The sequence below is a fragment of the Gordonia sp. CNJ-863 genome (assembly GCF_001942325.1).
Taxonomy (GTDB): domain Bacteria; phylum Actinomycetota; class Actinomycetes; order Mycobacteriales; family Mycobacteriaceae; genus Gordonia; species Gordonia alkanivorans.
The window spans coordinates 305916-320208 of sequence record NZ_MKKG01000011.1 but is presented as its reverse complement, the minus strand read 5'-3'; the positions used below and the strand labels follow the sequence as shown (position 1 = coordinate 320208).

At 67.7% G+C, this 14293-nt stretch carries 12 protein-coding genes, 1 pseudogene and 1 riboswitch; of the genes and pseudogenes, 5 read left to right on the top strand and 8 right to left on the bottom strand.

The features are described from left to right. Positions 1-13: 13 nt before the first annotated feature. From BJF87_RS07355 to BJF87_RS07345, 3 genes are read right to left on the bottom strand one after another with little or no spacing between them, the layout of a single operon-like run. Positions 14-1078, bottom strand: a complete 1065-nt coding sequence (locus BJF87_RS07355) for a YhjD/YihY/BrkB family envelope integrity protein (RefSeq protein ID WP_042376725.1) — start codon at positions 1076-1078, stop codon at positions 14-16. Positions 1079-1129: 51 nt separating this feature from the next. Continuing rightward, positions 1130-2164, bottom strand: coding sequence for a tryptophan--tRNA ligase (gene trpS, locus BJF87_RS07350; protein WP_042376723.1), 1035 nt, complete (start codon positions 2162-2164; stop codon positions 1130-1132). Between the two features lie 48 nt (positions 2165-2212). Continuing rightward, positions 2213-3049 carry an exodeoxyribonuclease III gene (locus tag BJF87_RS07345; RefSeq protein WP_042376721.1) on the bottom strand — a complete coding sequence of 279 codons (837 nt, stop codon included), beginning with the start codon at positions 3047-3049 and terminating at the stop codon, positions 2213-2215. Between the two features lie 168 nt (positions 3050-3217). Here BJF87_RS07345 and BJF87_RS07340 point away from each other — a divergent pair, with 168 nt between their 5' ends. Together BJF87_RS07340 and bfr are read left to right on the top strand one after the other, a co-directional pair. Next, the gene (locus tag BJF87_RS07340; protein ID WP_006359176.1) at positions 3218-3400 is read left to right on the top strand and encodes a bacterioferritin-associated ferredoxin; all 183 of its coding nucleotides are present in this window, start codon (positions 3218-3220) and stop codon (positions 3398-3400) included. A 107-nt stretch (positions 3401-3507) separates the two neighbouring features. Next, positions 3508-3993 (top strand): bacterioferritin, encoded by a 486-nt coding sequence (gene bfr / locus BJF87_RS07335; protein WP_035750583.1) that lies wholly within the window; start codon positions 3508-3510, stop codon positions 3991-3993. Between the two features lie 10 nt (positions 3994-4003). On the opposite strand, the gene BJF87_RS07330 is transcribed toward bfr, so the two are convergent. Further along, positions 4004-5278 (bottom strand): MFS transporter, encoded by a 1275-nt coding sequence (locus BJF87_RS07330; RefSeq protein WP_042376719.1) that lies wholly within the window; start codon positions 5276-5278, stop codon positions 4004-4006. 89 nt (positions 5279-5367) lie between these two features. After that, positions 5368-7272: a cutinase family protein gene (locus BJF87_RS07325; protein WP_075862895.1), complete on the bottom strand. Its 1905-nt coding sequence runs from the start codon at positions 7270-7272 to the stop codon at positions 5368-5370. Positions 7273-7545: 273 nt separating this feature from the next. Next, positions 7546-7667: riboswitch (SAM riboswitch) on the top strand. A 63-nt stretch (positions 7668-7730) separates the two neighbouring features. Between BJF87_RS07325 and BJF87_RS07320 the strand changes: the two genes are divergently transcribed. Then, a complete protein-coding gene (locus tag BJF87_RS07320; RefSeq protein WP_042376715.1) occupies positions 7731-9053 on the top strand; it encodes a bifunctional o-acetylhomoserine/o-acetylserine sulfhydrylase in 1323 nt (440 codons plus the stop codon). Between the two features lie 16 nt (positions 9054-9069). Continuing rightward, positions 9070-10224: a homoserine O-acetyltransferase gene (locus BJF87_RS07315; protein ID WP_006359171.1), complete on the top strand. Its 1155-nt coding sequence runs from the start codon at positions 9070-9072 to the stop codon at positions 10222-10224. Positions 10225-10265: 41 nt separating this feature from the next. Here the strand turns inward: BJF87_RS07315 and BJF87_RS07310 are convergent. The 3 genes and pseudogenes from BJF87_RS07310 to BJF87_RS07300 all read right to left on the bottom strand — a co-directional run bounded on the left by BJF87_RS07310 (position 10266) and on the right by BJF87_RS07300 (position 13264). Continuing rightward, positions 10266-11794 (bottom strand): annotated as a pseudogene (locus BJF87_RS07310) (Hsp70 family protein). 163 nt (positions 11795-11957) lie between these two features. Then, on the bottom strand, positions 11958-12191 hold the full coding sequence (locus BJF87_RS07305) for a DUF3017 domain-containing protein (protein WP_210735478.1): 234 nt from the start codon (positions 12189-12191) through the stop codon (positions 11958-11960). A 167-nt stretch (positions 12192-12358) separates the two neighbouring features. Next, positions 12359-13264: a bifunctional methylenetetrahydrofolate dehydrogenase/methenyltetrahydrofolate cyclohydrolase gene (locus BJF87_RS07300; protein ID WP_187346476.1), complete on the bottom strand. Its 906-nt coding sequence runs from the start codon at positions 13262-13264 to the stop codon at positions 12359-12361. A 55-nt stretch (positions 13265-13319) separates the two neighbouring features. On the opposite strand from BJF87_RS07300, the gene BJF87_RS07295 reads away from it, so the two are divergent. Next, positions 13320-14258: a serine/threonine dehydratase gene (locus tag BJF87_RS07295; RefSeq protein ID WP_035750580.1), complete on the top strand. Its 939-nt coding sequence runs from the start codon at positions 13320-13322 to the stop codon at positions 14256-14258. Positions 14259-14293: the final 35 nt, after the last annotated feature.

Sequence of the window (14293 nt, the reverse complement as noted above, 5' to 3'; positions counted from 1 at the left end):
GATCCGTTCCCACTCAGCGCGCTCGACTCGACAACCATCCGATCAGCACGCTGATCCCCGCACCAACGCCCGCGGCGGCTGCGAGTGCCGCGGGCCGTGGCGTCGGATTGACCTCGACGGTCGGTGAGATGACCACAGGCCGACGCAGTTCCGCGTCCGGGTCCTCCTCGACCTGGAACCCGGCGTTCGCCGGGTCGGTCGCACACCAGGCGGCGGCGTAGAGCACGATGCGTGACGCGAGGTAGGCGAACACCATGACACCGAGGATCGGGCCGAAGGCCACTCCGGCGGGGCTGCTCAACACCGACTGGAGGTAGAGCCCGCCGACCGTCTTGACGATCTCGAAAGCGACCGCGGTGATCAGACCAGCTTTCAGGGTGTTGCGGAATGGCAACTGCACCAAGGGAAGCCGCGCCATGATGAATGTGAACAACGCCCAGGTGGCAAGGATCGAAACCGCGATGGACACCAGTCGGACGAGGACCGGCGCCCACGACGCATCGTCGAGGCCGACCCATCCGAGCACGGTCCGCGTGAGACCCGAATTTCCCAGGGCGGTAAGGGCCATCGTCACTGCGAACGCGACACCGAGTCCGGCGAAGGTCACCAGGTCCCAGACCTTCGACATCACCGCGTTGCGTTGCACCCGGCCGCCCCACATCTCGGTCATGCCGGTGCGTACACCGGAGATCCAGCCGATGCCGGTGAACGCGGCACCGAGCAGACCGACCACACCCACCGTGGTGCGGGAGTCGATGGCCGAGGTGATGATGTCGGATACCTGGTCGCCGAGCTGCCCCGGCATCTTCTCGACGACGGCGTCCTGGATGCTCTGCAACAACTCGGGCTGCCGGGCCAGCACGAAGCCGGCCACCGCGAACGCGACCATGATGATCGGGACGAGCGCGAGGATGCCGTTGAAGCTGATGCTCGCGGCATACAGGTTGCCGCGACGGTCGTTGTAGCGATCGACCGTCCGGAGAAGATGGTCGAGCCACGTCCAGCGTTCGCGCCGGTCCTCGTAGATCGACTTCGCCCGGGTGACGAGCGACTTCCCCGAATCGACCACCGAACTCACCGCACGCCTCCTCGTCGGGTCGCCGAGGGCGCCGGACTCTCGCAGACCGTGTCAGCGCCTCGGTGACAGGAAACCCACCTTGTCATAGACCGACTCCAGGGTCGCCGAGGCCACCGCCCGGGCGCGCTCCGCGCCACGCGCGAGGATCACGTCGAGCTGGGCGGGGTCGTTCATGTACTCGGTGACGCGGCCGCGTAGCGGCGTGACGAACTCGGCGAGGACGTCGGCGGTCTCGACCTTCAGATCGCCGTATCCCTTGCCCTGGTACTTGTCGACGAGGACGTCCACCGGGGTGCCGCTCAACGCCGACTGGATGGTCAGCAGGTTGCTGACACCGGGCTTGTTCTCCGGGTCGAAGCGGATCTCGGTCTCGGTGTCGGTCACCGCGGAACGAATCTTCTTGGCGGACCTCTTCGGCTCGTCGAGCAGATTGATGAGGCCCTTGTCGGTCTCGGCCGACTTGCTCATCTTCGCGGTCGGGTTCTGGAGGTCGTAGATCTTGGCGAACTCCTTGACGATGTACGCCTGCGGGACCTTGAGAACCTTGCCGAACCGAGAGTTGAAGCGCTGCGCGAGATCGCGGGTGAGTTCGAGGTGCTGACGCTGGTCCTCACCCACCGGAACCTGATCCACCTGGAACGCGAGGATGTCCGCGGCCATCAGGATCGGATAGGTGAACAGCCCGACGCCCGCGGCGTCGACGCCCTGCTTGGCCGACTTGTCCTTGAACTGCGTCATCCGGCTCGCCTCACCGAAACCGGTGATGCACGACAGCACCCACGTCAGCTCGGCGATCTCCGGGATGTGCGACTGGACGTAGATCGTGGAGCGCTCGGGGTCGACGCCGACGGCCAGCAGCTGAGCTACCGACAGTCGCGTGCGCTCGGCAAGGGTCTTCGGATCGAACGACGCCGTGATCGCGTGCATGTCGGGGATGAAGTAGAAGGCCTCGAAGTCGTCCTGCAGGGCCACCCACTGGCGAACCGCACCCAGGTAATTGCCGAGGTGGAAGGAATCGCTGGTGGGCTGGATTCCCGACAGTACGCGGGGGCGGGCGGCGCCGGATGCGGAGACGTCAGAACTCATCGGTCCATTTTCGCAGACCCGCAAAGCCCTTTTCCGCCGGTGCCCGCATCACTCGTAGACGACGGTGACCGGCGCGTGATCCGACCAGCGCAGGTCGTAGGCGGCTGCCCGATCCACTGTCGCCTTCACCGCACGCTCGGCGAGCGAACGGTTGGTGAGTTGGTAGTCGATCCGCCATCCGGAGTCGTTGTCGAACGCCTTGCCGCGCCACGACCACCATGAATATGGACCGCTCTCGCCGGGATAGAGCTCGCGGGTGACGTCGTGCCACCCGGCTTCGAGGAGGCCACCCACCCACGCGCGCTCGTGCGGCAGGAAGCCCGGGCTCTTGAGGTTGCCCTTCCAGTTCTTGATGTCCTCCTCGGCGTGGGCGATGTTCCAGTCGCCGCCGACGACGACGTGGCGGCGACGGCGGACGAGCCGGCCGAGGTGCGCGCCGAACTCGTCGAGGAACCTCATCTTCTCCTCGTACTTGACGACGTCCTTCTCGGCATCGGTGAGCGCCGCACCCTTCGGCAGGTACAGACTGGCCGCGGTCACCGGCCCGAGGTCGGAGTCGAGGTCGACCTCGAGGTAGCGGCCGAGGTCGTCGAATTCCGCACTGCCGAAGCCGAAGCGGACGGCGGCCGGCTCGGTACGGGTCAGCACGCCGACACCGGCATGTCCCTTGACCGAGGACTCGCTCATCGTGAGATGCCAGCCGGCGTCGAGCGCAGGAGCCAGGGCGTCCCGGGCGAGGTCCTCGCTCGCCCGCACCTCCTGCAGCAGCACGACGTCGAGCGACGAGTCCTCCAACCAGGGCAGGAAGCCGCGGTTGGTCTCGGAACGATGTTTGACCGCCGCGCGGATTCCGTTGACGTTGACCGTGGAGATGGAGAGTGGCACGGGGCCACATCCTACGGATGCGGTCCGACAGACCAACGCCCGCAAGCCTTCTTCGCGGACGGTTCCCGACGTCTCGGATTGAGACGAAAAAGAGGTAAGGCAACCCTTGTGCATCCCGGGAGAGATATGTAAGCATTACCTAATCCAGGCACTACGTTAGGTCCGAAGATGTTCGTTTGTATTTGCCGCGCTGTCACCGTCGACGAGGTCCACGAGCACTGCGATGCCGGTGCCTACACCATCGACGACATCAGCGACCGCTGCGGCGCGGGCGAGGGCTGCGGAACCTGCCTGGAGAAACTCGACAGCATCCTGAGCGAAAGGCTGGCCACCTCGACGAGCGCTGCATGACCTGACTTCAGACAACTCCAGCAACAACCTCGCCCGAGTACGCGCGCGGGGCGTTTTGCCGTGTTAGCTTCATCACTACGATTGTCCGGCTAACGGGAGGCTGTCATATGCGTGGCGACGACGAGGTCATTGCACTGCTCAACGAGCAGCTCACGAGCGAGCTCACCGCGATCAACCAGTACTTCCTCCACGCGAAGATGCAGGAGAGCTGGGGTCTCACGGAGATCGCGGCCAAGACGCGCGCCGAGTCCATCGAGGAGATGACGCACGCCGAGATCCTCACCGACCGCATCCTCTTCCTCGACGCGCTGCCCAACTACCAGCGTCTGCTGCCGCTGCGCATCGGTCAGTCCATCCGCGAACAGTTCGAGTCGGACATGGCGATCGAGGTCGAGGTCGTCGAACGACTGCGCCCGGGCGTCGCGATGTGCCGCGAGAAGGGCGACATCACCAGCGCGAACCTCCTCGAGAAGATCCTCGCCGAGGAGGAAGAGCACATCGACTACCTCGAAACCCAGCTCGAGCTGATCAACAAGATCGGCGAACCGCTCTACCTGTCGAAGACGATGGCGACGCCGCCGACCAACGGCTGACGTTCCGCGCTCAGGCGGGGACCGGGCGGCGACGCGCCGTCATGAACGCGACGACAGCGACCGCGATGCCGCCGACAGCGAGGACCGCGCCGATCACCGCCGGTGACAAGAATCCCCATCCGGCACCGACGACCACGCCTCCGAGGAACGCGCCCGCGGCATTGGCGATGTTGAGCGCCGAGTGATTGAGGGCGGCGGCCAACGTCTGGGCGTCGGCTGCGACGTCCATCAGACGTGTCTGTAGCGCGGGGATCATCGTCGTTCCGGTCAGCGCGACGAGGTACGTGAGTATCAGTGCCGCCCACGCATTCTCGGCGAGTACGGCGAAGGCGGCGAGCGCCACCGCACTGGTGGACAATCCGGCGAGGATCGCGGTCGAGACGTTGCGGTCGGCCGCCCAGCCGCCGACGAAGTTGCCGGTCACCATGCCCAGGCCGTACAGCATCAGGGCGATCGGCACGATCGAGACCGGCAGCCCCGTCACCGAGGTGAGAGCCGAGTTCAGGTACGTGTAGAAGGCGAACATCCCGCCGAAGCCGACGACACCGATCACCAGCGTGAACCACACCTGAGATCGCCGAAGCGCGCCGAGTTCGGTCAGCGGGTCGGTGATCGTCATGCCGGACAGGCTCGGGAGCACACGGACCAGTGACACGACGGTCGCGATGCCGATGGCGACGACGATCGCGAACGCGGTGCGCCACCCGAACGTCTCCCCCAGCCAGGCCGCCGCCGGTACGCCGACGACGTTCGCGACCGAGAGACCGAGCATCACCTGCCCGACCGCCTTGGCGCGATGACGCGGACCGGCGAGGTGCGCGGCGACCAGTGCCGCGACGCCGAAGTACGCACCGTGCGGAAGACCGGCGACGAACCGCGCCACGAGAAGGAGTCCGTACGACGGCGCCAGGACCGTGGCGAGGTTGCCGATCGTGAACGCCACCATCAGGGCGATCAGGAGCACCCGCCGCGACATCCGCGCGGTGAGCGCCGCGATCAGCGGAGCGCCCACCACCACGCCGAGTGCGTAGGCCGAGATGACGTGACCGGCGGTGGGCTCGGAGACGCCGAGGGAACCGGCGATGTTCGGTAGCAGACCCATCGCGACGAACTCGGTGGTTCCGATACCGAAACCGCCGAGGGCGAGCGCGAGGATGGTCAGCCTGCGGGCTCTGCTCGAGATCCCCGAGGAGGGGCGCTCTGCGACGTCCGACGTCGCGTCGTCGAGCACGTCGATGGCGAGGTCGTCCGGTGCACCGGTGGTCGTCGTGGGGGCTTCAGGCACGCCTCATGCCAACCGGCCCTCCGACACCACCATTCCCCGACGGCCGGTGAGTTCGTTCACACAGCGAACGACCAGTCGTTGTACAGCGCCTACTCCGAGCCGGAATCACCGCCGGAAGAACTGTCCGAACCGCCACCGCTGCCGTCGGAGCTGCTGGAATCCGAGCCACTGCCACCGGAGTCCGACTTTGAACCTCCGCTACTGCTGTCGCCGCGGCCGGAAGCGCTCGAATCCGAGCCCCCGGAGCCCGAGCCGCTGTCGGAACCGCTCGAATCCGAACCACCCGAATCCGGGGCCCCGGAGTCGGTGCTGCCGGAATCGTCGGTGTCGCTGTCAGGACCACCCGCACCCGAGGCGCCGTCATCCGACGACGGCCCGGCCGACGAGTCGGTCTCCGACCGCGTGACGCCCGGGTCGGTGCCTCCGGTCGACGAGTCGGTCCCGTCTCCACCACCGGCCGGGGTGTTGTCGTGGTCGGTGACCGGCGCCGAGGTGTCCGTGCCCGCAGACGGGTCGCCGATCGACTGACCGTCGGCCACCTCGGTGACCGCGGGCGAACCGCTACCGCTGCCCGACGCCTCGACTTCTGGAGCCGTGGTCTCGGGATCGTCGTCGACCGTGGCGACGAACCGGGCCAGCGCCACCGATGCCGAGGAGTCATCGTCGGCCGGCAGTGCAAGGGTGTTCGGCTGCGAGGTGATCGACGGTCCGACGATCGCGCCCGCCCAGTACCGCACGAAGTTCACCGGCAGCAGCACGATGCTGCGCACACTCGCGGCGAGAGCATTCACACCACGCATGAGTCGTGCCGGGGACAGACTGACGATGCCCTGCAGGATGTCCTCGAACACGAAGAGGTCGGGCAGGTAGGCGCCGTAACCGAGTTGCGGCAGCGGGGGCAGGAATCCCTGGACCAGACGGACGACGGGCTGCAGGTTGGCCAAGGTGATGCCCAACGGGAGGCCGATCGTCGGACGACCGGACAGGAAGTCGCCGATCTCGCCGGTGTACCCGAGGTCGTTCGCCCAGCCCTGGACCAACTCGGCGAAAGCGGACTTCGCCCCCACCATGCAGACCGTCCCGGTCGCGGTCCCCGCGCCGCTGCACGAGACCGGCCGCGTCGCCCACTGCGACGCGGGGTCGCGATACATCGCGTACGGGTAGAGGAAGTGCTTCGTCTGGTATCCGAGGATGCCGTCGATGGCACCGATGGGGTCGTACAGCGGGTCCGGCAGGTCGCAGATGGGGTCGCCGTCGATGCACACCGAGACCACACGATCGGAGACCGTCCCGAATCCCGCGTCCGCACCGTTTGCGCCGCGCGGGCCCGACATCGTCAGACCGGGGATCACACCGATCAGCGACAGCTCGATACCTCGCCCGGTCTTGTCGCCGGCGCGCCGCGGATCGGAGTACAGCTCGCCGCTGATGACGTCCGGGTCGATGGTCACCATGACCGGGTTGCCCTCGTCGTCGAGGATCGGCTCGCCGTTCTCGTCGATCGCGGCGACCTCGCCGACCGTGCCGTTCCCGATCTCGGACAGCACGTCGCCGGCGACGCGGGCGCCCTGCGAATAGCCCGCCACGACGACGGGCTTGCCCTGACACTGTGACTGATAACCGGCAATCGCCGACTTGGTTGCCGCGGTCCCCTGCGCGACACTCGAGTCATAACCCGTCGCTCCCAGGGGCCACAGGGTCGTCGGATAGTCGGCGTAGATGACCTTGTAGGCGCCCTCGCCGGCGTACGGGGAGTTCGGGTCGGGGCTGTTGTCGGGTCCGAGCCCGGTGTAGCGCTGTTTGACGCCGACGAGGTGCTGCCCCTCCGGGTCGTTGGTGCCGCCCACGATGACGACCGCACCCGCGCCACACGAGTCCGCTTTCGCTTCCGGGACACCGCCGACCAAGCCGAAAGATGCGGCCACCGCCACGCCGGTCGCGGTTGCGATCAGAAACGACGTCCGACGCGACCTGAGATGCTTCATTGCCTTCATGAGGCCCACTCCTCACCACACCCGGACACGCTTCAGGGATGAAGAGGCGTCCTCCGCCGGGATTGACCCGAACGTTAGGGCATCGAAGCGAACCTGACAGGACGCTGAGAACTGCTAATGATCTTGTACTGGCGATTCACGCTGAACATCTACCGATTTCAACCGCTCGGAGGACACGCTCAGTACACGTTTCGGAACGCTGATGAGGAGTTCGATTCGGCGTGACCGGGAGGGTTCTCTGGCACTCACATCCGTGTTATATCCTTGTCGCCAGGTCATGAGTATCAGCGACAAGCCCCGGCTTGCTGATCGGCAACCCTCCAACCGCGGTGGGGTGCTCCGGGTGATGACCGGGTTGTGGGATCGCGGAAGCGAAGCCCCGGCAAGCGCGGGTCCGAAGGTCGGACCCCAACAGGGTCGAGTTTGGCCCTGCCGACCGTAGAAAGTGATCAACAGTCATGTCTGATGCCAACGAAGGCACCAATCCAGCCGACACGTGGAGCTTCGAGACCAAGCAGATCCACGTAGGCCAGGCCGCCGACGCAACCACGAACGCCCGGGCGCTGCCGATCTACCAGACCACCTCCTACGTCTTCAACGACACGCAGCACGCGGCGAACCTCTTCGGTCTCGCGGAGCCGGGCAACATCTACACCCGCATCATGAACCCGACCCAGGACGCGGTCGAGCAGCGGATCGCGGCCCTGGAGGGTGGCGTCGCGGCCCTGCTCGTGTCGTCGGGTCAGGCTGCCGAGACCTACTCGATCCTGAACATCGTCGAAACCAGCGGTCACGTGGTGTCGAGCCCGCGTCTGTACGGCGGCACCTACAACCTCTTCCACTACACCCTGCCGAAGCTGGGCATCGAGGTGAGCTTCGTCGAGGATCCCGAGGATCCCGCGTCGTGGCAGGCGGCCATCAAGGACAACACCCGAGCGCTGTACGGCGAGTCGATCTCCAACCCCAACAACGAGATCCTCGACATCAAGGGCATCTCCGAGGTCGCACACCGCAACGGCCTGCCGCTGATCATCGACAACACCGTCGCCACCCCGTACCTGATCAACCCGCTGGCCCACGGCGCCGACGTCGTCGTCCACTCGGCCACCAAGTACATCGGCGGACACGGCACCGCGATCGGCGGCGTGATCGTCGACGGCGGCACCTTCGACTGGCGCGTCCAGCGTGACGGTGAAGACCTGTTCCCCGGCTTCACCACCCCGGACCCGAGCTACCACGGTGCGGTGTTCGCCGACCTCGGCGCCCCGGCCTTCGCGCTCAAGGCCCGCGTCCAGTGGCTGCGCGACACCGGTGCCGCCATCGCACCGTTCAACGCCTTCCTGCTCGCCCAGGGCCTCGAGACCCTGAGCTTGCGCATCGAGCGCCACGTCGCCAACGCGCAGAAGGTCGCGAAGTTCCTCGAGGGTCACGCGCAGGTCGAGTCCGTCGCCTACGCCGGCCTCGAGTCCTCGCCGTGGTACCAGCGCGGCCAGGAACTCGCCCCCAAGGGCCAGGGTGCGATCATCGCCTTCGAGATCAACGGCGGTGTGGACGCGGGCAAGAAGTTCGTCGACGCCCTGAGCCTGCACAGCCATGTGGCGAACATCGGCGACGTCCGTTCGCTGGTCATCCATCCGGCCTCGACCACCCACAGCCAGCTGACCCCCGAGGAGCAGCTCGCCGCGGGTGTCACCCCGGGCCTGGTGCGCCTGGCCGTGGGCATCGAGGGAATCGACGACATCCTGGCGGATCTCGAACAGGGCTTCGCAGCCGCCAAATAGGACAGGTGAGGCAGTTTTGTCGGTGAGTATCGACCTGAACGCGCAAGCGTCTGATCAGCCCGACTGGGAATCGGTCCCGGACGGGAAGCTCGTCGGCATGAGCATCGGCTCGCTGCCTCTCGACAGCGGTGAACGGATCGACAACGTCACCCTGGCGTTCCAGCGCTGGGGGACGTTGTCGCCGTCCCGCGACAACGTCATCCTCACCCTGCACGCACTCACCGGCGACTCCCATGTCACCGGTCCCGCCGACGCCGAGCACGAGACACCCGGCTGGTGGGACGGCCTCATCGGCCCGGGCCAGGCCATCGACACCGACGAGTGGTGCGTCATCTCGGCCAACGTGCTCGGTGGGTGCAAGGGATCGACCGGTCCCGGGTCTCTCGCCTCCGACGGTCGGCCCTGGGGATCACGCTTCCCGCAGATCACCGTGCTCGACCAGGTCCGCGCCGAGGTCGCGCTCCTCGACCGCCTCGGAATCCGCAGCGTCGGAGCCGTTCTCGGCGGATCGATGGGCGGGGCCCGCGCACTCGAATGGGCCATCGAATACCCGGAGCGCGTTCGCAGCGCACTGGTGCTGGCCGTCGGTGCCCGCGCCACCGCCGACCAGATCGGCATCCAGACCACTCAGATCGCCGCCATCAAGTCCGACCCGGCCTGGCACGGCGGCAACTACCACGGAACCGGCCAGACGCCGCTGACCGGGATGGGCATCGCCCGTCAGATCGCGCATCTGTCGTACCGCAGCGAGCCCGAACTCGACGAGCGCTTCGCCAACGAACCGCAGGGCGACGAGCAGCCGCTGCTCGGCGGCCGGTACGCCGTCCAGAGCTACCTCGAGCACCAGGCGTCGAAGCTGATGCAGCGCTTCGATCCAGGCAGCTACGTGGTGCTCACCGAGGTCCTCAACCATCACGACGTCGGCCGCAACCGCGGCGGCGTGCAGAAGGCGCTCAACGAGTGCAAGGTCCCGGTCATCGTCGGCGGAATCGACTCGGATCGCCTGTATCCGTTGCGGTTACAGGCCGAGCTCGCCGAAGAACTGGGCAACTGTGTCGGCGGTTTGCAGGTCGTGCGCTCCGACACCGGACACGACGGCTTCCTCACCGAATTCGACGCCATCAGCGACCTGCTCAAGCGCACGGTCGAGCTCGCTCGCCGCGACGCCTGACTTTTCGGGATCCTCCCCGGTCTGAAACCGGCCGTCTGCGCTCAGCGCGGGACTGGTACCGGGGTGCTCGACGACGCCGGTGGTGCCGTCCGCACGGCTCCGGATTCCGGCGTCTCTTCGCGAGGCGATGACCCCGACGACCGATTGGGTACCGATCTGTTCGGTGTCGGCGTCAGCGGCGGCGGAGCCGGCGTGGTGTTCCGCGGCCGGATCTCCTTGGGCAACAGCGTCGGCGGGATCGGGGGTGTCGAGCCCGGCGCGAACGGCAGCGTCGGCCACGGGAACGGCGACAACGTGCGTGTGCTCGTCCCGGTCGACGGCGCGGTCGGCGGCAATTCGGTGGTGGCCCAGCCCGGCTGCTGGTTCCACGCCGGCGGCTCAACCGGTTGCAGCGGTTGGGTGGGCTGCTCGTAGGTCTGCTCGACCGGCTGGTCCGGGATCTGCGTCACCGGGGCCGAGGTGGTCGTCGGCGCCGGCTCGGAGCTCTGCTCGCTCGTCGTGGCGGCGGCGGGGACGCTACTCACCGTCGACGACGGCTCGGTGATCTGACGTTCGGCGAACGACGAGCTGACCGCATAGACGGTGATCAGGCCGCGGCGATGATCGCGCCCGCAACCGCGAGCGGTGTGGCCGACAGCCACTCGCGCTGCCGTTGTCCGCCGATGAAGGCGAGCCGGGTTGTGCCCGAATAGGTTTCGCCGGCCAGGAGAGCCGCACCAGTCGCCGCGACCAGTTCCGGGGTCGACGGGCAGACCGTGTCGAAGTCGTGGCCGCGGGCCAGGTCGCGGACCGCAGGGAGATTGGCGAGACCGCCGACGAAGACCACCGCATCGGGGTCGACTCCGCGGGCGGACGCTTCGGCGACGTATCGGTCGAACACCTCGCGCGCCTCGCGGACCATCGGCGCCACCGCGTCTGCCACATGGGATTCGGTCAGCGCGACCCGCCCGGCACCGCCCGGGAGTGCCACCGAGGGACCGCCGGACCCCGAATGTCCGTAGGAGATCTCTTCTTTCGCCGTCCGGCAGGCGCTGAGCAACTCGCTGCGCCCGGCGCGGCTGCGCGCAGCGTCCCCGAGCGACGGATTGTCGGCGGTGAGGTTCGCGGCGATGGCACGGTCGAGACGACGTCCGCTGAGGACCGTCGAGCGTTCGACCCCCGTGATCCGGCGACTGCGCGGATCGACGGTGTAGATCGACATGCCGGTGTCGCCGCAGTCGACGACGACGGCGGTGGAGAATCGATCGATCTCGCCGGTGTCGGCGAGGTAGGCGACCACGGCCTCGTCCTCGCCGACCAACCGGATCTGGCGACGGGGGCCGCTCCCCCGCGATCGCAGGTGGCGTCGTTGAGCGGCGGTCCGGGCAGCCACTCCGATCGGACCCACCCGGGCGCCCGCCTCGCGGGCGGCGCCGAGCATGACGTCGATGCCGGCGTTGACGCGGCCCGCACCGTCGAGACCGTCGGTCGGGTCGACGTCGATGACGCGGGAATCCACCACGCTGCGGCCGAGATCGTCACGCGTCAGCAGGACGTAGTGGATCATGCCGGCGCCTGCCGACACGCCCATCGACGTCGCTTCGTTCACATGGTCATCGGTCGGTGTTGCGGTGATACGTACTCCAGCGGTCGGTGCGTCTGCCCCAGCGTCGTACTCGGTGCTGCTCGGCAGAGAGTTGCCTGGTCAGGCGCGACCACTCGTTCTGAAGGTCACGCTCAGGTCTCTATTGTAATCAATCCGTGCCCAGAGAGTCGATCGATGTGGCGAGCCAGAGCATCACACCGCCGACCGTCGCCATCACCGATACGTCGAACAATTTCCCTCTGACCTGCAGCAATCCCGCCTGAGACGACGGGATGAACGCACGGAGCAGCGCTCCGACGAGAAGCGCCGCACCGAACACGAAGGATCCGCGTCGCCATCGGTCGAACATCACGAGCAGGGCAGCCGCCAGGACACCCAGCATGACCAGCAGGTACGGGATCTGAACGAGAACCGCACGCACCCCCCGCACCGGCTCGGGCCCGGGCTCGGCATCGTGATGTCCGTCACCCGAGGCCGGCGGCCGCAACCGATTCGGATCCGACGAGGGCAGATCCGCTCCGGTGGGACCGACGCGCGGCTCGTCCGGGCTCACGCCGTGCCGCCGCCCTCAACCCCGGCGACGGCGCCGGCAGCGGCCTGCTGGGCGGCGAGCTGCTGCTCGGCCCGTTCGACGACGTTGACGAGCAGGAACGCGCGCGTCAGCGGTCCGACGCCGCCGGGGTTCGGCGAGACGTGTCCGGCGACCTCCCACACGTCGGGATGGACGTCGCCGACCAGGCCCTCGTCGGTCCGGCTGACGCCCACGTCGATGACCGCGGCACCCGGCTTCACCATGTCCTTGGTGATCAGATGCGGCACGCCGGCGGCCGCGACGACGATGTCGGCGCGCTCGACCTCCGACCGGAGATCCGCGGTGCCGGTGTGGCAGAGGGTGACCGTGGCGTTCTCGCTGCGGCGCGTCAGCAGCAGACCGATAGGCCGGCCGATGGTGACACCGCGACCCACGACGGTGACGCGGGCACCGGCGATCGGGACGTCATAACGACGAAGGAGGTGGATGACGCCGCGCGGTGTACACGGCAGCGTCGACTCCTTGCCGAGTACGAGTCGCCCGAGGTTGATGGGGTGGAGTCCGTCGGCGTCCTTGAGCGGGTCGATCCGCTCGAGCGCCGCGTTCTCGTCGAGGTGCTTGGGCAGCGGCAGCTGCACGATGTATCCGGTGCAGGCCGGGTCGGCGTTGAGTTCGTCGATCGCGGCGTTGAGCTGCTCGGTGGTCGTGTCGGCCGGGAGGTCCTTGCGGATGGAGGCCACCCCGATGCGGGCGCAGTCCGAGTGCTTGCCTTTCACATAGGACTGCGAGCCCGGGTCGTCGCCCACGAGCACGGTGCCCAGACCGGGGGTGATGCCCTCCTCGCGCAGTGTGTTCACCCGTTCGGTGAGATCTGCGAAGATCTCGTCGCGCGTGGTCTTGCCGTCCAGTCGTATCGCGGTCACGCCCGACATTCTTCCATCCACGGCGACTCTGCTGTGAGCCACTACTGTCTGTGCCGTGAGAGCAACACGGGCCGACGTCGACCTCGCTGCGGCAACCATCTCCCCGCTCGTGCGGCGGACACCGACGCTGCGCACCGCCATCGAGTCCGTCGACGGCCCCCGGGACGTCGTCTTCAAACTCGAATACCTCCAGCTCGGCGGCTGTTTCAAGGTGCGGGGCAGCCTGTGGGCGACGCTGCACGCACGCGCGGAGGGAACACTGACCGACGCCGGGGTTCTCGTCGCATCGGGAGGCAACGCCGCGATCGGCGCCGCCTGGGCCGCACGGATCGCCGGCGTGCCGTGCACCGTCGTGATCCCGGAAACCGCGCCCGAGGTCAAGGTCCAGACGTTGCGAACCCTGGGTGCGCAGGTGCACCTCGTCGGGCTGCGCTATCAGGACGCCGCCGACGCCGCCGTCGAACTCGCCGCCACCACCGGCGCGCTCCCGCTGCATGCCTACGACCTGCCCGACATCGTCGCGGGTGCGGGCACGATCGGCCTCGAGGTGACCGAGGACATCCCCGGTCCGCTCACCACCGTGGTCTGTGTCGGTGGCGGTGGCCTCATCGCGGGCCTCGCGGCGACCCTGCGTCCGGGCGACCGTCTCGTGGGTGCCGAACCCCTCGGGGCGTCATGTCTTCACCAGGCGCGGGCAGCGGGGTCGCCGGTCCCGGTCGAACTCGAGAGCGTCGCCGCCGACTCCCTCGGCGCCACCCGCGTCGGTGACATCTGCTGGGAGACCGCCGCGCAGCACCCCGGCGTCGACAGCGTGCTGGTGACCGACGACCAGCTCATCGCCGCGCGGCGGATGCTGTGGGACTCGCACCGCATCCTCGTCGAACACGGCACCGCTGCCGCCGTCGCCGCGGTGACCACCGGAGCGGTTCGGCCGGAACCGGATTCGACGCTGTGCATCGTGCTGTGCGGGGCAAACACGGGCTCCGACCTGTAGCGGCGCCGTCATCGACGCCGAGCCGTGCGACTACG

Excerpts from the sequence above, each read along its gene's own strand:
- trpS (WP_042376723.1), bottom strand. The coding sequence starts at position 2,164 with ATGAGTTCTGACGTCTCCGCATCCGGCGCCGCCCGCCCCCGCGTACTG.
- BJF87_RS07340 (WP_006359176.1), top strand. The coding sequence starts at position 3,218 with ATGTTCGTTTGTATTTGCCGCGCTGTCACCGTCGACGAGGTCCACGAG.
- bfr (WP_035750583.1), top strand. The coding sequence starts at position 3,508 with ATGCGTGGCGACGACGAGGTCATTGCACTGCTCAACGAGCAGCTCACG.
- BJF87_RS07325 (WP_075862895.1), bottom strand. The coding sequence starts at position 7,272 with ATGAAGGCAATGAAGCATCTCAGGTCGCGTCGGACGTCGTTTCTGATC.
- BJF87_RS07320 (WP_042376715.1), top strand. The coding sequence starts at position 7,731 with ATGTCTGATGCCAACGAAGGCACCAATCCAGCCGACACGTGGAGCTTC.
- BJF87_RS07305 (WP_210735478.1), bottom strand. The coding sequence starts at position 12,191 with ATGCTGGGTGTCCTGGCGGCTGCCCTGCTCGTGATGTTCGACCGATGG.